At 73.1% G+C, this 19,810-nt stretch carries 16 protein-coding genes; 9 read left to right on the forward strand and 7 right to left on the reverse strand.

Features of this window, described 5'->3' with window-relative positions:
• Positions 1 to 128 precede the first annotated feature (128 nt).
• Together ABZ374_RS32750 and ABZ374_RS32755 are read right to left on the reverse strand one after the other, a co-directional pair.
• Entirely contained in the window at positions 129 to 1,514 is a 1,386-nt protein-coding gene (locus ABZ374_RS32750) for a chloride channel protein (protein ID WP_360318030.1), read from the reverse strand.
• Between the two features lie 560 nt (positions 1,515 to 2,074).
• Positions 2,075 to 2,410, reverse strand: a complete 336-nt coding sequence (locus ABZ374_RS32755) for an Lsr2 family protein (RefSeq protein ID WP_360318032.1) — start codon at positions 2,408 to 2,410, stop codon at positions 2,075 to 2,077.
• A gap of 382 nt (positions 2,411 to 2,792) precedes the next feature.
• Between ABZ374_RS32755 and ABZ374_RS32760 the strand changes: the two genes are divergently transcribed.
• Complete coding sequence (locus ABZ374_RS32760; protein ID WP_360318034.1) at positions 2,793 to 3,221, forward strand: hypothetical protein; 429 nt, start codon at positions 2,793 to 2,795, stop codon at positions 3,219 to 3,221.
• A 137-nt stretch (positions 3,222 to 3,358) separates the two neighbouring features.
• On the opposite strand, the gene ABZ374_RS32765 is transcribed toward ABZ374_RS32760, so the two are convergent.
• Positions 3,359 to 4,447, reverse strand: coding sequence for an Lrp/AsnC family transcriptional regulator (locus ABZ374_RS32765; RefSeq protein WP_360318036.1), 1,089 nt, complete (start codon positions 4,445 to 4,447; stop codon positions 3,359 to 3,361).
• Positions 4,448 to 4,534: 87 nt separating this feature from the next.
• Between ABZ374_RS32765 and ABZ374_RS32770 the strand changes: the two genes are divergently transcribed.
• Complete coding sequence (locus ABZ374_RS32770; RefSeq protein WP_360318038.1) at positions 4,535 to 5,194, forward strand: ABC transporter permease; 660 nt, start codon at positions 4,535 to 4,537, stop codon at positions 5,192 to 5,194.
• Positions 5,195 to 5,368: 174 nt separating this feature from the next.
• On the opposite strand, the gene ABZ374_RS32775 is transcribed toward ABZ374_RS32770, so the two are convergent.
• Positions 5,369 to 6,088, reverse strand: coding sequence for a response regulator transcription factor (locus ABZ374_RS32775; protein ID WP_360318040.1), 720 nt, complete (start codon positions 6,086 to 6,088; stop codon positions 5,369 to 5,371).
• On the reverse strand, positions 6,073 to 7,401 hold the full coding sequence (locus ABZ374_RS32780) for a histidine kinase (RefSeq protein WP_360318043.1): 1,329 nt from the start codon (positions 7,399 to 7,401) through the stop codon (positions 6,073 to 6,075). The genes ABZ374_RS32775 and ABZ374_RS32780 overlap by 16 nt, the downstream gene beginning before the upstream one ends.
• Positions 7,402 to 7,622: 221 nt before the next feature.
• On the opposite strand from ABZ374_RS32780, the gene ABZ374_RS32785 reads away from it, so the two are divergent.
• Positions 7,623 to 8,315 (forward strand): ABC transporter ATP-binding protein, encoded by a 693-nt coding sequence (locus tag ABZ374_RS32785; RefSeq protein ID WP_360318045.1) that lies wholly within the window; start codon positions 7,623 to 7,625, stop codon positions 8,313 to 8,315.
• Positions 8,312 to 10,699, forward strand: coding sequence for an FtsX-like permease family protein (locus tag ABZ374_RS32790; protein ID WP_360318047.1), 2,388 nt, complete (start codon positions 8,312 to 8,314; stop codon positions 10,697 to 10,699). Before ABZ374_RS32785 ends, ABZ374_RS32790 begins: the two co-directional genes overlap by 4 nt.
• Before the next feature lie 57 nt (positions 10,700 to 10,756).
• Here ABZ374_RS32790 and ABZ374_RS32795 read toward each other — a convergent pair whose 3' ends face one another.
• Positions 10,757 to 11,533, reverse strand: a complete 777-nt coding sequence (locus tag ABZ374_RS32795) for a tryptophan 2,3-dioxygenase family protein (protein WP_360318049.1) — start codon at positions 11,531 to 11,533, stop codon at positions 10,757 to 10,759.
• A 187-nt stretch (positions 11,534 to 11,720) separates the two neighbouring features.
• Positions 11,721 to 12,290, reverse strand: a complete 570-nt coding sequence (locus ABZ374_RS32800; RefSeq protein ID WP_360318051.1) for a potassium channel family protein — start codon at positions 12,288 to 12,290, stop codon at positions 11,721 to 11,723.
• 399 nt (positions 12,291 to 12,689) lie between these two features.
• Between ABZ374_RS32800 and ABZ374_RS32805 the strand changes: the two genes are divergently transcribed.
• The 5 genes from ABZ374_RS32805 (at position 12,690) to ABZ374_RS32825 (ending at position 19,321) form a co-directional block, all read left to right on the forward strand.
• Positions 12,690 to 13,112 carry a VOC family protein gene (locus ABZ374_RS32805; RefSeq protein WP_360318053.1) on the forward strand — a complete coding sequence of 141 codons (423 nt, stop codon included), beginning with the start codon at positions 12,690 to 12,692 and terminating at the stop codon, positions 13,110 to 13,112.
• A gap of 280 nt (positions 13,113 to 13,392) precedes the next feature.
• Positions 13,393 to 14,238: a hypothetical protein gene (locus tag ABZ374_RS32810; protein ID WP_360318055.1), complete on the forward strand. Its 846-nt coding sequence runs from the start codon at positions 13,393 to 13,395 to the stop codon at positions 14,236 to 14,238.
• A gap of 238 nt (positions 14,239 to 14,476) precedes the next feature.
• Complete coding sequence (locus ABZ374_RS32815) at positions 14,477 to 17,383, forward strand: AAA family ATPase (RefSeq protein WP_360318057.1); 2,907 nt, start codon at positions 14,477 to 14,479, stop codon at positions 17,381 to 17,383.
• A gap of 316 nt (positions 17,384 to 17,699) precedes the next feature.
• A complete protein-coding gene (locus ABZ374_RS32820) occupies positions 17,700 to 18,383 on the forward strand; it encodes a papain-like cysteine protease family protein (protein ID WP_360318059.1) in 684 nt (227 codons plus the stop codon).
• A complete protein-coding gene (locus ABZ374_RS32825; protein WP_360318061.1) occupies positions 18,380 to 19,321 on the forward strand; it encodes a hypothetical protein in 942 nt (313 codons plus the stop codon). Before ABZ374_RS32820 ends, ABZ374_RS32825 begins: the two co-directional genes overlap by 4 nt.
• Positions 19,322 to 19,810: the final 489 nt, after the last annotated feature.

Here is a 19,810-nt window from a genome sequence, read left to right on the forward strand (position 1 = left end):
CGGTGAGGGTGGCCGCCTCACGGCGGAAGGCACACCGTGGCTCCAGCCGAGCGGTATTCCACGGAGGCAATGGTTGGGCCCGGGGGCACACCCTCACCGACACCTCCATAACCTACCCCCTTGCCGGATCATTCCCGGGCCGGCGCACCCGGTTCCGCCGATCCGGTTGCCGGCGGCTCGGCGGGCTCGGCGGGCTCGGCGGGTCGCCGCATCCATCGGCCGCGCAACAACTCGCCGACGACGAAGGCCACCACGGAGGCGATGATCAGCAGCGGCAGCTCCGCTGCGGCGTCCTTGCCCAGCAGCATCGCCGCCAGGACCGTCGCGGAGACCGGCAACCGCAGCGTGGCCGACCCGGCCGCGGCCAGGCCCACCGCCAACCCGGACAGCGTGGCGAGGCCGGGCAGGCTCGCGCAGAGCACTCCGGCCGCACCACCGAGCAGCAGCACCGGGAACACCGGCCCGCCGCGCAGGGTGGCCATCGAGAGGGACCAGGCCGCCCCCTTGAAGACCAGGAGCAGTGCCAGCGCCGACACCGGCCACGCGTTCGGGTCGGCGGCCAGCACGGCCAGCGTCGACTGGCCGGAGAGGGCCGCCTCCGCCGGCGAGCGGTCGGTGCAGAGGGCGTACGCGGCGATCAGCACGCCCACCCCGATCCCGCCGCCCACCGACCACCACGCCGCGCGGCCGGCCGCCCGGTCGGCGACGCGGCGTGCGAACGTCATCGCCAACACCACACCGCACGCGATCGCCGCCGCGAGCGGGACGCCCCACAACACGTCGCCCACCCGCAACGACCGGCTCGGCGGCAGCGTCGACAGGGACAGGGACCCGATGGACAGGCCGCTCCACGAGCCGAAGCCGGTGAACACCACGCCGCCCACGCCGCTCGCGAGCAGGCACGGGAGGATCAGGGCGAACAACCGGGGGCCGCCCATTCCCGCCGCCTCGATCACCAGTACGGCGGCCACCAGCGGATTCCCGAAGACCGTCGCGATCGCCGCCGTCGAACCGACCGCCGCGAGCACGGCCACCAACCGGGGAGCCGCAGCGCGGCGGGCCGAGCGAACGGCCACGAGCGCGAGCCCGCTCCCGAGTGCCATCAACGGCGATTCCGGACCCAGGACCGCGCCCAGCGGCAGGCTCGCCAGCGCCGCGAGCAGCACGCCCGGGAGCGCCGACGGCGCCGTCGGGCGCCCGCCGAGACCCTCCACCGGCAGATGCCCGCCCTTCCCCGGCAGGTAGCTGCTCACCGCGGCCACGATCGAGCCGGCCAGGGTGAGCAGCGGAAGCGGCCACCACCACGGCGGGTCGGCGTAGCCGAGTTCGTGCGGGAGGTGCTCCCACAGCCCGTTCTGCGCCGCGTGCTCGGCGGCGAGGAACCCGAACGCGGCCAGCGAGATCGGAATGCCCACCAGCGCGGACAACAGCAACAACCGGAGATAGCCGGGGCTGCTCAGCACGTCGTGCAGTTCACGCGTCTCGGCCGCTTCCCTGGCCCGCTCCACCGGCACGTCCCCTCCGTCGCGAGGCCGGCCGACTCCGTCCTCCCGATCAGGCTCCGGTACCGGCCCGGGTCCGGCATTTCGAGAGGCGTCGCCTCTCGGCCGAATGGCGTCCCCGCACCCGCCCCGCCCGACGGTGCGACCGGGCCGGCAACCGAACGGCAGCCGAACGGTTTCCGGCCCGCCGGGCAACTTTCCGTCCGGTCGCCGTCGGCGTTTTATGGATCGCAATGAACGCGGCGGGACGCGACCAAAGTCGCCGAATTCCCGGAAAGGCGGCGCCGACACGCCGGCCCGGCGAATAACCTCCGGAGCGGCCGAGTTCGACACGGCCAATGCCCCGGCCGAAGTTCCCGCGCCCGGGTGGTCGGCGGTTTCCCCGCGTGCGGATCGGCGCGCGCGCCGGCGGGCGGCCCCGGGATCGGCAACGACCCCGCAGGCGGAGTGCCTGCGGGGTCGTGGTGGAATCCGGGTCGTGGTCGTATCCCGGCGATGCCGGGCCTCGCCCGTGCGGACGTCCCGCCGCGGACGGTCGACCGAACGCCGGACGGCGCGCGAGATACCGGCCGTCAGTGGGCGGCCTGGTACCTCTCGATGAGATCCGCCGGAACCCGTCCGCGTGCATTGACCTCGATGCCTTGCGACCGCGCCCATTCGCGGACCTTCACCGGGTCCGGGCCCTGACCGGTGGAACGCGCTCCCTTGCGGCCGCGCCGGGCGGCGGTACCCGTCTTGCGGGCGGCACCGAAGTAGGGCGCCAACTTGTCCAACAACTGCTGGTAGGTGTCCTCGCCGAGGTCGATCTCGTAGGTGACGCCATCCAACGCAAAAGTATGGGTTGCGATGTCTTCACCGGTCTCGCCGGTGACATCATCGGTGTAGAGCGTGACTACGCGCTGAGCCATTGTGGAGAATCCCCTTCCTGGGAGCGGGGAGATCGTACACCCAGACCGGAAGACCGACCCCCTCGAAATCGACGACGGATAGCGAATCCGGATCTCATCGGCACGGAACGGCCACTGCGGCGTTGCGATCAATGGCCGCACGAGTTCCTGTGGTAGACCGAGACGGTTATGCCTTCGCCGCCGACCGGCGAAAGGTCGGCCGCCGGGAAGATCCCGAAGCCGGGCATTTGCCGGCCATCCCGGGCGGCCATTGGTAATCGTCGCGATTCCCGCCCCGATCCGCCGGGCGATCGACATAGGGTGTGCGGAAGCCGCCGTGCGGGCACCCCGTGGGGGCCGGCGGGCCGGCCGGCTTCCGCTCCCCCGGCACCCGGAGTTGGCGTTGTTGTTTCGACACGAGGTGCTGACCAGGATCGCGTCCGGCGAGGTCGACCTGGCGTTCCGACGCCGGCGCACACCCGCCGTCCGTCCCGGGACCGGACTGCGCACCGAGGTCGGTGTACTGGAGGTCGGCACGGTCGAGGCGGTGTCGCCCGACGACGTCGGCGACCGGGACGCGCAACACGCGGGCTACCCCGGCCGAGCGGAGTTGCCGGCCGACCAACGCCCGGGCGAAGACCGGCAGTTGTACCGGATCACGCTACGCCTGGCGGGCGCGGACCCACGGGTGGGACTGCGTGCGGACACCGACCTGTCGACGGCGGACCTCGACGAGATCGTCGCGGGCCTGCGCCGTCTGGACGCGCGCAGCGGACGCGGTCCGTGGACCACCGCGATGCCGGCACTGATCGACGCCAACCCCGCCGTATGAGCCCCCGATCTGGCCGCCGGCGTCGGCCGGGAGACCGCCCGTTTCAAGGCGGACGTACGCAAACTCAAGGAACGCGGCCTGACCGAGAGCCTGGCCGTCGGCTACCGGATCTCACCGCGCGGCAAACTGGTCCTCGATCACCTGGTTCGCACCGCGCCGGACTGAGCACCGCGGGCCGCGGGGGCGCCGGCGAGTCGCGAGGGGGGCAGCGTGACGGGCACCGGGCGCACCGCGCGGCCGTGTTCGTCCAGCAGCCGACCCATGCGCTTGGGGCTGTGCAGGGCGACGGCACGGTCGCGGATTTCCAGGTCCGGGAAACGTTCGGACAGGCCGGCCTCGAAGCCGGCCATGCCGTCCAGTCCGTGCAGCCACACGATGATCAGCAGGTTGTGCGGGCCGCTGACGGACACGCACGAACGCACCTGTTCCATCCGGGCGACCGCGTTGCCGGTGAACCGGAGATTTCCGTGCGCGACGTTCGCCAGATAGACCACCATGGCCCGGAACCCGGCCGACGGGTGGGCGATGTCGCACCGGAACGAGATGTCCTGGTCGCGGATCATCCGCTGGACCCGGCGGCGCGCGGTGTGTTCGCTCATGCCGGTCGCGGCGCCCAACTCGGTGTAGCCGAGCCGACCGTCCCCGCCCAGGGCCCGCAGCAGGCTCCAGTCCTCCGCCGAGCGTTCCTGGGACCGGGTGCTGTAGACGATCGGCCGGAGCGGGCTCGCGGGCGGGAGCCGGGCGCGCGCGGCGGGTTCCATCGCCCGCATCCGCCAGTCGCCGCCCGCGCTGAAGAGCGTGACGCCCAGCCGGGTGCGGGTGGAGAGCACGCCCGGTAGTGCGCCGATGTCGCGGTGCACGACGTGCCCGAGGGTGGGCAGGTCGGGGGCGGCCAGGGACAGGAACAGGTCGAAGTCGCCGGTCATCTCGTCCACGCTGAAGACCCAGGGCAGTTCGGCCGTCGCGGCGATGATCCGGTCGAGTGCGCGGGGTCGGCACCTGACCTCGACGTAGGCGACCGCGGCCGATTTCGCCGAGGTGTGTGCGGTGACCCAGGCCAGGCCCTGCGCCCGCATCCGGTCCCAGCGCCGGGCCACCGTGGTCGCGTCCACGCCGAGCGCCGAACCGACGCGGGACCAGGGAGCGCGGGGCGCGGCCTGGAGCGCCTCCACGATCGCGAGATCGAGTTCGGAGAATCGCCCGCCGGAATCCTGCGCATCGCTCATCGACAGGATGCTATCCGGCAATTCCCGCCCGACGGCGCGACGAACCCGGATCCTGGCCGTACGCCAGGCCCCTGCCAAGGAGACCCGTTGTCTCTCGCTCCCTCGCGCGCCAAGCCGGCCGCGGACCGGTCGTCTCGGGTCCGACACCCTTGGCTGCGCTACCTGTTGGGTCGGCTCGCGGGTGTCGTCCTGGTGCCGGCCGTCCTGGTCGTGGGCACGTTCGCGATCGTGCAACTGCTGCCAGGGGATCCGGCCGCGGTCGCGGCGGGGCGAAACGCGGACCCGGCGCAGACCGAACGGGTGCGGCACGAACTGGGGTTGGACAGGTCGTGGGTCGCGCGATTCGGCGACTACGTGTCCGGGTTGGCGACCGGCGATCTGGGCACGTCCTACCGCAGCGGCGAGCCCGTCACCGACGTGTTGGCACAACGACTGCCCTACGCCGTCGAGTTGGTGCCGGCGGCGATCCTGGTGGGGTCGGTGGTCGCGGCCTCGTCGACCTCGACGCCCGGGACGGGTGGGCCGTTGTCGTCCGGGCTGCTCGGCGGCACGGTGGTCGCGGCGAGCGTGTTCGCCTGGCCGGGGTTGGGGGCGCGGGTGGTCGAGGCGATTCTCAACCGGGACTACCCGGTGGTCCAGGGCGCGGTGTTGGCGCTGGGCGTGCCGGCGTGCCTGGTCGGCCTCGCGGTGGATCTGCTGCTCGCGCTGCCGAACCGGAACACGCTCACCGGAAACCCGCAGGCATGACGGCCCGCGGGGACGGACCCGACCGCCGAACGGGTCGGGTCGGCCGTCGGGTTCGCCGCCGTGCGGATCAGCCGTGTTCGAGCGCGACCTTCGGCAGGGCGCGATCCAGCGGCTCGGGAAGCCACCAGGCCCGAGGGACGACCGCGCGGCAGCCGCACGGGTATTCGCGAAACGCTACCCGTGATCGGCAGCATGGTGGGTGCCCCGAGCGGTGCCGCCCGGCGCGATCAGCCCTGTCTCGTAGGCCAGGACCACCGCCTGCACCCGGTCGCGCAGGTTGAGTTTCGACAGGATGCGGCCGACGTGCGTCTTGACCGTGGTCGGGCTCAGCGACAGGCGCTCGGCCAGTTCGGCGTTGCTCAGGCCGGTGGCCAGCAGCCGGAGCACCTCCAACTCGCGCGGGGTCAACTCGGACAGGTCGCGCGGCGGTGTCCCGCGTGGCTCGTCGTGGTGCGCGAAGCGCTCGATCAGTCGGCGGGTGATGGTCGGCGCGAGCAGTGCGTCGCCGGCCTGGACCAGGCACACCGCGGCGACCAGTTGCTCCGGCGTGACGTCCTTGAGCAGGAAACCGCTGGCTCCGGCGGTGAGCGCGGCGTAGACGTAGTGGTCCAGGTCGTACGTGGTCAGGATGATCACCCGGGTGCCGGTCGAGCCGCCATCGGCCAGGATGCGCCGGGTCGCCTCGATGCCGTCCATCTGCGGCATCCGGATGTCCATCAGCACCACGTCGGGCCGGGTGCGCCGGACGGCGGCGATCGCCTCGGCGCCGTTGGCCGCCTCGGCCGCCACCTCGATGCCGTCGGAGGCCAGGATCATCCCGAAGCCGGTCCGCACCAGCGCCTGGTCGTCGGCGATGACCACCCGCAGGGCCGGCCGGTTCACGCCGTCCGCCACGGAATGCGGGCCCGGATGCGATATCCGCCCGTGAGGGTCGGGCCGACGGTCAACTCGCCGTCGTAGACCGCCAGTCGCTCGCGCAGGCCGATCAACCCGCGACCGTTGCCGTCCAGCGCCCGGCCGCCGGGCCGGCCACCGGTGTCGGTGACCTCGATCTCCAGGCAGTCGTCGGCATATCCGAGGACGACGCTCGCCGCCGCGCCGGGCGCGTGCTTGATCGTGTTGGTCAGCGCCTCCTGGACCACCCGGTAGGCCGCCAGGTCCACCCCGGGCGGCAGCGGGTCCGCCGGCAGCGACATCGCGACGCGTACCGGGGTGCCGGCCGCGCGTACCCGTTCGATCAGCTCGTCCAACCGGTCGAGTCCGGGTTGGGGTTCGAGGTCGTCGGGACGCTCGTGGTCGGCCGCGGCGAGCAGCCCCATCACATGGCGCAGTTCGGCCATCGCCGCCCGCCCGCCGGCCTCGACCGCGAGCAGCGCCTCCTTGGAACGTTCCGGCGCCGCGTCCATCACCTTGCGCGCCGCACCCGCCTGGATAACCATCACGCTGACATTGTGCGTCACGACGTCGTGCAATTCGGCGGCGATCCTGGACCGTTCCTCCTCGACGGCCCGGCGGGTGGCCTGTTCCTGGGCCTGTTGCAGCCGGGTGTACCGATCCCGGCTCGCCGCCAACTCCCGTCGCCAGAACAGCACCAGCCCGGCGAGTGCCCCCGCCACCAGCAGCACCACACCCGGGCTCGACCAGCCCGGCAGGATCGGCGCCGAGTCCCGGAAGGCGACACCGGCCAAAACCGCGGCGCCTACCAACACACAGACCGCACGCACCCGGTAGCGGCTGTAGACGACCGCGCTGTACGCGCCGATCACGCAGGTCAGCACGGTGATCCAGGACGCGCCGTCCTCGCCGATGGCCACCCCCGCGCACAACACCGCGGTGAACGCGGCCAGCGGGTATCGACGTCGGACGGCCAACGGAAGCGCGGAGAGCACCACGAACGGCCAGGGCACGGACGAGGGCACGTATTCCGGCCCCCAGACTTCCGGCGGTCGCGGCGGCTCGGGGGGCCGGGACGGATCGGAGGGCTCGGGCGGCTCGAACGGAACGACGCGTTGCATGTCCTGGACCGGGCCACTGTCGGGATACCGCGCCGCCACGACCAGGGCGAGCAGGGTCAGCACGATCGCCAGCACCGCGTCGACCCGCACCGCCCGTCGCGACAACGGGACCTGTCCCGGCTCCGGGCGCAGCACGATCGCCAGCCGCGCCCGCCACCCACGCCGGACCGCCGGCTCGTCTTCGCCTTCCACCGGTTCATTGTGCGACCCACCCCCGCCGGGCCGCATCCGCCTGCCCGACCACGGCCCGCTCCCCAGGGCGTACTTCGCAGGGATGACCCCGCGCCCGAGTCCGCCGCAGGGAGGGCCGAATGTCGGTTGGCGGGCCGACGCGCCCGGTGCGGGTCCGCCCCTACGTTCGCTGGGCCGGCAAGGACACGGCGCACTCGCAATCGTTAGGACGGACGATTCCCATGACCAACGTGATCGAACTGGCGGGCGTGGCCAAGCGCTACGACAGCGCCGGCGTACCCGCGCTCGGACCGCTCGACCTCGGCGTCGCCCGGGGTGAGGCGCTCGCGATCACCGGGCCCTCCGGCAGCGGCAAGTCCACGCTGCTCAACCTGGTCGCCGGCCTGGACCGGCCGACCGAGGGCACGGTGACGGTGGCCGGGCGGCGCATCGACGCGCTGAGCGAGCACGCGCTGGCCCACTTCCGCCGCGAACACATCGGCATGGTCTTCCAGTTCTTCAATCTGCTGGACGACCTCACGGTGGCGGACAACATCCGACTGCCCGCCCAGTTGACCGGGACCTCCCGACGCAAGGCGGCGGCCCGGGCCGGCGAACTGATGGAGGTGCTGGGCATCGAGCGGCATGCCGACGCCTACCCGGGTCGGTTGTCCGGTGGCGAACGGCAACGGGTCGCGGTGGCACGGGCGTTGGTGAATCGGCCCGCGCTGCTGCTCGCCGACGAGCCGACCGGCGCGCTGGACACCGCGTCGGGGCACGACGTACGGGAGTTGCTGGTGGACCTGCACCGGGACGGGCAGACCATCGTGCTGGTCACCCACGACCTGGCGTTGGCCCGAGCGTGCGCGAGTCGCACGATCCACCTGGTCGACGGACACCTGGCGCTCGACCCGAGTGCGGAGCCGGTGCGATGAGCGGCTTCGGTACCGGCGCCCTGGGTCGGGTGGTGCGCTCCGGGGTGGGCCGGCGACGGGTGCAGACGCTGGTGGTGGCGCTGGCCACGATGATGGCCGTGGCCTCGGCGGTGGTCGCCGGATCGCTCATGGTCGCCGCGGACGCGCCCTTCGACCACGCCTTCGGGCACCAGCACGGCGCGCACCTGAGCGTGCAGTTCGACCCGGCGGCGGTGGATTCGGCGCAGGTGCGGGCCACCGGGCGGGCCGGTGGGGTCACCGCGACGGCGGGACCGTTCCCGGTGACGACGATCCGCCCGGTGGACAGCCACGGCGGGCGTCCGCCGACGCTGACCCTGGTCGGGCGGTCCAAGCCGGACGCCGACGTGGACGACCTGGACCTGAGGTCGGGCCGATGGGCGGCCGGTCCGGGCGAGATCGTCATGTCCGCGTCCTTCGCCGGCCCCGACATCAGGCTCGGCGCCACGCTGCGTGCCGGGGATGCCGCCGACGCGCCGACTCTGACCATCGTGGGCATCGCCATGTCGGCGAGCAAGACCGCCGACGCGTGGGCCACGCCCGAACAGGTCACCACGTTGGGTCCGGCGGCCGGCCCGCTCACCACGCAGATGCTCTACCGCTTCGCCGCGGCCGGCACCGGCGACGACATCGCCGCCGCCCGGGCCCGGCTCGCCGCGGCGGTGCCCGCCGGTGCGCTGCTGGGCAGTCAGTCGTACCTGGACACCAAGCGCGCCGCCGACCGCAACGCCGCGCCGACCATCCCGTTCCTGCTGGCGTTCGGCGCGCTCGGCATCGCGATGTCGGTGATCATCGTCGGCAGCGTGGTCAGCGGCGCGGTCGGCACCGGGCTGCGCCGGATCGGCATCCTCAAGGCGATCGGCTTCACCCCGCGCGAGGTGGTCCGCGCCTATGTGGCCCAGGCGTTGATCCCGGCCGGCGTCGGCATCGCGCTGGGGGTGCTGCTGGGCAACGTGATGGCGCTGCCGCTGCTGGCGGACACCGAGGAGGTGTACGGGGACACCTCGTTGTCGGTGGCGTGGTGGGTGGATGTCGTGGTGCCCGCCGCCGCGTTGCTCATCGTCACGGTCGCGGCGCTGGTGCCGGCGCTGCGCGCCGGTCGGCTGCGCACGGTCGAGGCGATCGCGATCGGCCGGGCTCCGCGCACCGGGCGGGGTCGGTGGGCGCATCGCGCGGCGGACCGACTGCCGCTGCCGCGGGCGGTGACCTACGGTCTGGCGAGCCCGTTCGCACATCCGGTCCGGATGATCGCGATGTTGCTCGCGGTGGCCTTCGGCACGGTCGCGGCGACCTTCGCGGTGGGGCTGACCTCGTCCCTGAACGCGGTCGGCCGGGCGCAGGACCCGGAGAACCGGGCGGCGATCACCGTGCTCGGCGGCGTTGGGCCCGCCGGTCACTCCGGACCCGGTGAGCCGGCCGGGCCGGGCCCCGGGAAGGGCGGAGCCGGCGGGCAGGCCGATCCCGCGCCGGTGCGCGCCGCGATCGAGGCCCAGCCGGGCACCGGCTCCTACTACGGCCTGACCCGGACCGAGGTCACCGTGGCCGGCATCGCCGGCGCGGTCCAGGCCGCCCTGTACGAGGGGGATTCGCGCAGCGGCGCCTACGAGATGATCGCGGGCCGTTGGCTCGGCGGCCCCGGGGAGGCCGTGGTGCCCACCCGCTTCCTGGACCGCACCGGCACCGGGATCGGCGACACGGTCCGGGTGACCCTCGGGGGCGACACCCGGACGTTGCGGATCGTCGGCGAGGTCTTCGACACCTCGGACGACGGCATGCGGGTGCACGCCGGCCTCGTCGACTTCGCCGCCGCCCGTCCCGACGTGTTCCTGGTGGAGCCGAAGCCGGGTGTGTCGACCGCCGGGTATGCCGAGCAACTGGGCTCGGTGTTGCGTCCGTTGGGCGGCGAGGTGTTGATCAACTCGCCTTCGCGGGCCGACGGACTGCTGCTGATCCTGGACGCGATGGCCGTCCTGCTCACCCTCATGCTGGTCTCGGTGGCGGCGCTGGGCGTACTCAACTCGGTCGTCCTCGACACCCGTGAGCGGGTCCACGACATCGGCGTGTGCAAGGCCCTGGGCATGACGCCGAGGCAGACCGTGGGCCTGGTTCTCGCCTCGGTGGGCGGCATCGGTCTGCTCGGCGGCCTGATCGGGGTGCCGGCCGGGTTCGCCCTGCACGGCTACGTGCTGCCGGTGATGGGACACGCGGCCGGCACCGACCTGCCGCCGAGCATCCTCGACGTGTACGGCATGCCGGAGCTGATCCTGCTCGGCCTGGCGGGCGTGCTGATCGCGGTCCTGGGCGCGGCCGTGCCGGCGAGCTGGGCGGCCCGCACGCGCACGGCGACGGCGCTGCGCACCGAGTAGCCCGCGGCGCGGGTCCGGGCGGCCGACCGGCGGCCCGGACCCGGTCTCGGGTGCGGCTCAGGGCTGGGACCGGACCTCCCACAGGTCCGGGAAGACCGGGGAGAACAGGGTCGCGCGCAGATACGCGGCGCCGGCCGAGCCGCCCGTGCCGATCTGGGCGCCGATGGTGCGCTCGACCATCTTCATGTGCCGGTAGCGCCATTCCTGGAGGCCCTCGTCGATGTCGACGAGGGCCTCGCAGATCTGTGCGCCGGGCCCGGTGTCGTCGAGGTAGACGGCCCGGAGGGTCTCCTGTACCTCCGGGTCCGGTCGCCATGCGGTGCTCGTGTCGCGCTCCAGGACCCGCTCGGGAACCGGGTAGCCCAGCCCCGCGAGGTGCCGCAGCAGCGAGTCGAACACCGACGGGCGGTGGGCGGCGGCCTTGAGCCCCTCGTCCGCACCGACGTCGTAGCCGCCGAACTCGCGTCGCCCCAGCACCGCTTCCAACTCGCGGAACTGCGCGGACTGGAACCCGCTGGAGGTGCCGAGCGCGTCGCGGAAGGACGCGAACTGCCGGGGCGTCATGGTCTCCAGGATGTCCAACTGGCCGACGACGGTCTTCAGGATCTTGGCGACCCGCCGCGCCGTGTGCAGGGCGCCCACGCCGTTGCCGCCCGCCAGTTGTCGCTGGAGCAGGGCCATCTCGTGCAGGATCTGCTTGAACCACAACTCGTAGACCTGGTGGATGACGACGAACAACATCTCGTCGTGCGCGTCCGTCCTGGGCTCCTGGCACGACAGCAGCGTGTCCAGGCGCAGATAGCTTCCGTACGTGACGGCCGGGGCGTCGCTCATCGTCGCTTGTTCTCCTTGCGGGCTTGGATACCGTTCCGACGGGCCGGAAACGACGGGCACCATCCTGTGCCGGTCGAGGACTTTCCGGAATGGCCGACGCACGGAAGGAAGCCGGGTGGATGTCATGATCGCCACGCGTTCGGCCCGGTCGGGTTTACGTATGTGAACCGCCCGGCCGGCGGTTGGGCTAGCCGCCCGGACCGGGCGGGTCCGGGAGGTCCGCGTCGGGGCCCGCTCCGGTCGACCGTCGGCGCAGGCCGACCTGCACGGCACCCAGGACGACCCGCCCGATCACGCCCAGCGCGACCAGGTTCACCAACATCTGGATCATGGCCACCACACGCGCGACCTCGGACGTCGGCGCGATGTCGCCGAAGCCGACGGTGGTGAACACGGTGACGGTGAAGTAGAGCGCGTCGGTTCGGGTCAGCGGTTCGGTGAAGGCGTCCGCGCGGTCCGATCCGATCATGAAATAGAACGCGGCGAAGAGCACCAGGAGGAAGGGCAGCAGGATGGACAGCGCCTCGACGGCCCGCAGTCGTGGTCGGTCGGCGCGGGTGATCGCGTCGATCTGCCAGAGCACCAGGGCGGCGAACACGAGCAGCCCGACGCCGAGGCCGATTCCGGCGGCGATGTCCAGGGGGCGGTCCAACGGAAGCACGTAGTACAGGACCAGCAGCAGGACGGCGGTGACCAGGCCGCGCAGCAGCCCGAGCAGCACCATCCGTCGGCCGACCGGATCCTTGGTGGCGAACAACGTTCCTCGCAACGTCGACGTCGGATCTCCGGGCGACTGGTCCGAGGTGAAGATCCGCCTCCTCGGAGGCCACCTTAGCCCGCATTTGCGACAAATTCGGGTGAACGGGCCGGCGTGGCGTGTGGTCGGGGACCGGGTTTCGCCGGCGTGTCCGCTGTGCGCTCGGCCCTCCCCGCGACCGCCGAGCCCGACCCGGTGGTTGCCTCGGCGCCGCGGCGGCACTAACGTCGAAGGGTGACTGCCGGGTCGGCCATGGGCCATTCACGAGTAGGGCACCCGGCCTCGGCGTGATGCCCGGGCGGGCCAGAGCCCCGCCCTTCTCCTCTCCGTCTCCTCGCTTCCGGCGCCCGCACGCGGCGCCCGTTCGTACGGATTTCCAGACCGGAGAGGGTCCCACCGATGACGCACGACCAGCAGCAGACCCCGCAACTTCCGATATCCACCGTGCAGTTGAACCACACCGCGATCTACGCCGCGGACCGGCGGGCGGCGGCCGAATTCCTCGCCACGATCCTGGGCCTGGACGTCGGCGCCCCGTTCGGGCCGTTCCTGCCCATCGACCTCGGCAACGGCGTGACGCTCGACTATTACGAGAAGCGCGACGAGCCGATCCAGTCCCAGCACTACGCGTTCCTGGTCCCGGAGGGGCGGTTCGACGGCATGATCGCCCGCCTGGAGGCGCTCGGCGTCACCTACTACGCCGACCCGCACCACACCCGCCCCGGCGAGATCAACGACCTCTTCGGCGGCCGCGGCGCCTACTTCGAGGACCCGAACCGCCACAACATGGAAATCCTGACCCGCCCGTACGTGCGCCCCTAGGGCATGTCCTCGATGCCCGGGGGCGGACACCTGCCCGCCCCCGGGCGGCACGGCGGGATGGGACCAGGACGGAACGGGACGGCCGGACGATCACGCGGTGACCATTTCCGAACCGGGTCGCGGATCCGTCCGGAAGCGGTAACAGCGGGACGCGCGGGACGCGGTGGCGGCTAGGTTCCTGGGACGACGGGTCGCCGCAGGGCGTTTCGCACGTGGATCGGTCCGGGGGGACGTGGTCCGCGACCCGTCTTCGTACTACACCGAATCCGGGGGGAACACGGTGCGAAGCTCCGTCAAGTCCACGCGCGTAGTCCATCGATCCGTACGGCGCGCCGCGCTGCCGCTCACCGCGCTCGTCCTGATCGCGGGGCTGAGCGCCTGCGAATCCGCCGGCGGCGACGGCGACGAGGCGAATCCGAGGGCCGTTTCGACGCAACCGGGCAAGTCCGGGGAGGCGCCCGGCACCAGGCCGCCCGCGGACAAGCCCGGCGAGAAGCCGGCCGACAAGCCCGCGGACACGTCCGCGGACCCGAAGGCACCGCAGAACAAGGCGCCCGCGACCAAGGCCCAATTGACCGCCGCACTGCTGAACGCGCAGGAACTCCCCGCAGGACTGACCGTCAAGGGGACCGTCGACCCGAACCGGAGCGATTCGCCGACCGTCTCCGATCCGCGCTGCCAACCGATGCTCGGTCAGGGCCGAACCAGCTCCGCCACCATCGAACGCAACCTCGTGGGCGGCACCGATCCGCAGGGCGTCGTCCAGCCCGACACCGACATCGTACTGAGCAGTTACGCACTCGACCGGCTCGACCGGCAGTGGTCCACCTACCTGGCTGCGGCGAAGACCTGTAAGCGGTTCACCTTCCAAGTCGACGGCGGAACGGTCGAATTCCAGGTGCTCGACGTGCGCCTCGACGCCTACGGTCCGGGCAGCATCGAGATCTCCTCGATGTTGCGGGTCGGCGGCGCCACCGCGCCGTTCACCCAGGCCATCGCCCGAGTCGGCACGACCGTGGTGCAGTTGCAGGCAAGCGGCGAGGACGGCACCACGACCGCGCCGACCTTCCCGGACCACCTCGTGCAGGGTCAGATCGACAAGGTCCGGTCCGAGATCGGCGGCTGACGGCGTCAACGGGCCCCGGCGACCGGTCCGTTCGGGTGATCCACGACCGAACGGACCGGTCGCCCGCCGGACCCTCGATTCGCCGAGGGGGCCACCCTCCGCGACGGGTGGGCGGCCGGTCCCGGCGCCGATCCGCGCCCCGCCATTGACGTCGCCCCGTCGCGGCACGACGATGATTCGCGGCCCGCCCCACACGCGCGATTCGAGAGAACCGCCTTCGGCACGGTGAGGACCGCTGGTGGCGCACACCGATCCCACGCGGCACGACCTGCTGCTCCTGGCCCGGCGTCGGCTCGCCGCCGGGGGCGTCGTCCTGTACGGGCCGAGCGGGATCGGCAAGACCTTCCTGCTGCGCTCGCTGATCGACACGGCCGATCCCAAGGCGCTCGTACTGGTCACCGAACCGGGCCCCGACGACCGGGAGTTGCCCTTCTCCTCGCTGGCCGACCTGTTCGGCCCGGTCGACGACGAAGTGCTCCGTACCCTGCCCCCACCACAACGCTCCGCACTGCGCGTCGTGCTGTGTCGCGAAGCGCCGGGCCCGGGCGGCCCGGACCCGCTCGCCCTGCGCCTGGGCGTGCTCGCACTGTTGCGCGCGTTGTCCGCGCGCGGCCCGATACTCCTCGGCATCGACGGCGCGCAATGGGTGGACGCGGCCGGCGCCGAGGTGCTGGCCTTCGCCGCCCGGCGGCTGGACCCGGCCGCGATCCGGGTCGTCGTCGCGGAGACCTCGGATCCGCCGGCCGGCCCGGTGACCGGCGGCAGGTTCTGCCCCGGCACCCCCTTCGAACTCGAACTGCCCGCCCTGGGCCTGCCGGAGACCCGCGATCTCCTCGACCGCCACCGGGTCGACCACGTGCCCGGCCACGACCCCGATGCCGGCGACCACCGGCCGCTGCCGCACTGGCTGAGCAGGCAGGTGTACGAGGCGAGCGCGGGCAACCCGATGTACGCGCTCGAACTCGACCGCGCGCTGCGCCGGTTGCCCCGTCTCCCGGCCCGCGACCAGCCGTTGCCGGTGCCCGATCGGCTGCGCCGACTGCTCACCGCGCGCCTGGATGGGCTGCCGGCCGAGGCCCGCCGGCTGCTCCTGCTGGTCGGCGCCGGCAGCCGGCCCACCGTCGCCCTGCTGCGCGCCGCGAGCGAACTGGGCCGGCGCGTGCCCGCCCAGGCGATTGCCGCGCCGACCGCCGGGTCGGACGGACCGGGCGGCGAAGGGGTCCGGCCCACCGTGGCCGGTGCCGTCGCCGCCGGCATCCTCGACGTGTGCGAGGACGGGGACCGATTGCGGTTCACCCACCCGCTGTTCGCCGCCGCGCTGTACGCCGACGGCTCGCCGGAGGAGCGCCGGGCCGCGCACGCCGCGCTCGCCGAGGTGTCGGGCGATCCGGTCGACCGGGCCCGGCACCTGGCGTTGGCCGCGCCGTGGCCGGACGAACGGGTCGCGGCGACGGTGATCGCCGCCGCCGCGCAGGCCCGGCGCCGGGGCCTGCCGGACGAGGCCGCGGCCCTGGCCCGACTCGCGGTGGCCCGAACGCCCGACGAACACGCCGACCGCCGCTGCGAACGTTGCCTGGAGGGCGCCGGGCACGCGTATGCCGCGGCCGACTACGAACTCTCGCGTGAACTGGCGCACCGCGTCTTCACGTACGGGTCCACGCCCGGGCAACGCGTCCGGGCCTGCATCCAGATCATCAACGCGGCCAACCAGGCACTGCACGACCTGGACGAGGTGTTCGCCGAGGCATTCGCCCAGGTCGGCGACGACCTGTGCGGTCGCGCCCGACTGCACTACCTGCGCGCCTGCAAGGCACACATCAGCGACGGCAACTCCGCCGTCGCGTGGGCCGAGGCCGCCCGGGCCGCGGCACTCGCCCGGCAGGCCGAGGATCTGACCACCGAGCAGGTGGCGCTCGCCCTCCAGGCGTTCGTGGGCACCCTGCAGGGCCGTCCGGACGCACGCGATCCGCTCACCCGGGCATTGGCCCGCCCGCAGGACGCGGGGCCCACCGGGCGGCACGCCGGACCTCGGGCGGTCAAGGCCCGGTTGGACTTCTTCGCCGACCGCCTCGTCGACGCGGGCGCCGAGCTCGATCGTATGTTGCGTCGGGCCGAGGAGTCCGACGACGCGGAGGAGCGGGTGTTCGTGCTCTGTGCCAGGATCGACGTCGACGTGCGGGCCGGGCGCTGCGATCGGGCGATGGCCGGCGCTCACGAGGTGTTGCGGCTGGCCCGGGACATGGGCGCCTACCTCGGCCAGGTGTACTACGCGGTGGCGGTCGCGGAGGCCGCGGGCGGGGACCTGGAACGCGGTGCGGAGTCGGCCCGCGAGGGGGTGCGCGCCGCACGGGCCGACCAGGAACAGGTGTACCTGCCGCTCGCGCTGTGCGTACTGGGCCAGATCCAACGGCGATTGGGCGATCCGGTCGGCGCCGTGGGCTGCCTGGGCCGGGCCCGGGCCATCGCCGCCCGGCGCGGCATCGTCGACCCGGCGGCGATTCCGTGGTCGGTGGACCTGGCCGAGGCGCTGCTGGCGCTGGGCGACCACGCCCAGGCCCGCGCGATCGTCGACGAGGTCCGGGGCACCGCGGTCCGGTTGGGCCGGGACGGGGTGGTGGCGTCGCTGACCCGGGCGGACGCGATGGTGCGCGGCGAGTCCGGCGACCTGGTGGGCGCGGCCTCGTGCCTGCGCGAGACCGCCGCGCGCCACCACGAACTCGGGCTGCCCATCGAGCACGGTCGCGACCTGTTGGCGCTGGGCGCGGTGGAGTTGCGGCGCCGGCACCCGGCCGCCGCGCTGACCTCGTGGCGGGCCGCGGAGACGGCCTTCGCACAGGCGGACGCGCGCCCCTGGCTCGACCGCACCCGGACCGAACTCGCCCGCCTGACCCGCGTGGCCGACCCCGAACCGGGCGAGCGGTCCGGCGAGGCCCGCAGTCGCGCGCTGACGCCCGCCGAACACCGGGTGGCCGAACTGGTCGGCGACGGCGCGACCAATCGCGAGATCGCCACCCGCCTGTTCCTGTCCGCCAAGACGGTCGAGTCCACCCTGACCCGGGTCTACCGCAAACTCGGCATCCGCTCGCGCGCCGACCTGATCAGGCTCTCCCTGGACCCGTCCGGCGAACCGGACCCGCCGGGCTGACCCGCGGCGCCGCACACCGCATCCGGACACGCCGCCCGCCGGGCGGCTCGCAGGGGGCCACCGGGAAACCCCCTGCTTTGCGCTCGGGGGGTTCCCGGTCGGCAGCCGGTGGATGAGCGTTGCACGTGTTCCCCTCCGCCGGCCGGCGAGGGGCTTCCTCCCCCGACCCGGACGCCGTGTCGTGCCTGCCATGTCACCCATGTCGTCCGGGTCGTCCGACACCGCGTGCTCCGTCCCGTCCGCGGTGTGCCCTCGCCGGTCGCGTCCCCCTCGATCTCCGCCCGGCGTGCCAAGCGCCGGGCGAGAAGGAGACACGATGATTCTGCGGAATCGCGGTACGGCCCGGTCCGCCGCGGCCGATTCGGCCCCCACGCCCCGGCATTGGCGGACCCTCTGCGCCGGCCTGACCGCCGCGGTCTTCCTGGCCACGCCGCCGGCCGGCACCGCGACGGCGGCACCCGCCACGAAGCCGTCCGTCGCCGCGCCGCTCAAGATCGCCCCGACGGCGCCGGCCGGCTACCGCTCGGCGCAACTGAACTTCACCGAACTGACGCAGACCCAGAACCAGTGGTGCTGGGCCGGGACCGGACTGTCCGTGGCCCGATACCTCGGTCGCGGGTTGAGCACCAACCAGAACACCTTCTGCGACTACGCCCGAGGGTTGCCCGCCGGCTACCCGTGCCCCAACCAGCCCGGCGAACTCAGCGACGTGCAACGAGCCTGGACCCGCCTGGGCCTGACGCCCGGTCGCATCACCGGGACGTTGGACTTCGGCACGGTCGCCTCCTCGATCGACGCCAACTCGCCGATCGAGGTCGGCATCTACTGGACCGCGGGTGGTGGCCACGCGAACGTGCTGTACGGCTACGACTCGGCCAACGGCACGGTGATGTACGCGGACCCGTGGCCCGCCAGCCCGCGCTACGGCGAGATGGATTACGACTCGTACGTCAGCAACTACGAGTTCCAGTGGGCCGAGTCCCTGTACGGAGAGGCGTGAGCGTGATGACCGACAACCACCCTTCCCCCGAGGCCGTTTCGCACCCCTCGCAGCCCCGTCCGGTACGCTCGCGAGCCCTGCGGCGCCGGGGCGGAGCACTCGCCGCCGCCGGCATCGGCGCGCTGTTGTTCCTGGCCCCCGCGGCGTCCGCCGCGGCCGGCTCCGGGTCCGACAACGCGGCCCTGGCAGGCGGCGACGCGCCCACCGCCGCCGACCGCGGCGCGGCCCTCCGGACGCTGGCCACCCCCGCGACCATCAGCCGACTGGCCGCGTTCTTCGTACACCTGGAGCAGCGCGCGGCGGCCCAGGCCGGCGCCGTCGTGCGGTCCGAAGTCGCCCCGGAGGCGGCCGCCGCGCAGGCCCCGCAGCTCGTCGGCGCCTCGGTTCCGATCTACTCGCTCAACGCGGACTTCGTCCGGGGCAAGACGTCCGCGCCGGTGGCCGACTTCGCCTATCTGGCCACCGAGGCCCGTTCGGCGGCGGGCGTCGAGGCGACGGTGTGGACGGTTCGCGACCGGACCACCCGGGCCTGGCGCGTCACCAATGTGCTCTCCGGAAGCGACGAGGTCGGCTTCGCCCGGCAGGCGGCCGGCGACCTGGTGTTCACCGAGCCGCAGATCGCCGCGTGGTACCACGTGCGCGACGGCCGGGTATTGCCGCTGAACCCCGCCGCCCGGGAGTCGGTCGGCGCGAACGGCACGACCGTGGCGTCGTATCGGCAACTCGTGCACGGCCGATACGGCGACAAGCTCCCCGGCTCGGACTACCAACGATCCGGCAAGGTCGGCGGCTTCGCCACGAACGGGGCCCCCGTCGCGAACGTGCACGACGACGGGTTCGCCCCGTCCGACCTGATCCTGCCGGGAAGTGCGGCGGGCGCGGCCGTCCTGGGCATCGGCACGTTGGTGATCCGCCGCCGACGCCCGACAACGGCCTGATTCCGTCCCTCCCCCTCTGCCCCGCCGTCCCACGAGCCGAGGTCGTGGGGCGGCGGCCCCGGCATCCCCCGGATCCGACCCCGCCGACGACGCGCGGCACCGGTTGGCCGAATCCGGCGACTTCGGATCGGCCCGCGACCCGATCACCGCGTTCCCCTATGTGCCGTCCGGGCGGGCCCGCTCGACCGGGCGCGGCCCGCGCCGCCGTTCACCGCACGGGCCGAGCCCACCCGCCACGCGCCCCGCGAACGCGCTCTCGAACCTTGCTGCGGCGGCCCGAACTCGGTTGCTCCGGCGCCCTGTTGTCGTCGTCGTCGACCGCATACCCGCCGGGCGCACCCCGGAACGTCCGGGTCCGGTTCGCCCGACCCGGCCCTGTCCCTCCCGTCCCGGATCGCCCGACGAGCGGTCGGGGCCGGATCGGGAATGGCCGGCAATCGCCGTCGAGGCCCCGAGGGCCCTCGATCCCGCCCTCGACCCGGTCCTCGA

Source organism: Embleya sp. NPDC005971 (assembly GCF_040629175.1).
In the GTDB taxonomy this organism is placed as follows: domain Bacteria; phylum Actinomycetota; class Actinomycetes; order Streptomycetales; family Streptomycetaceae; genus Embleya.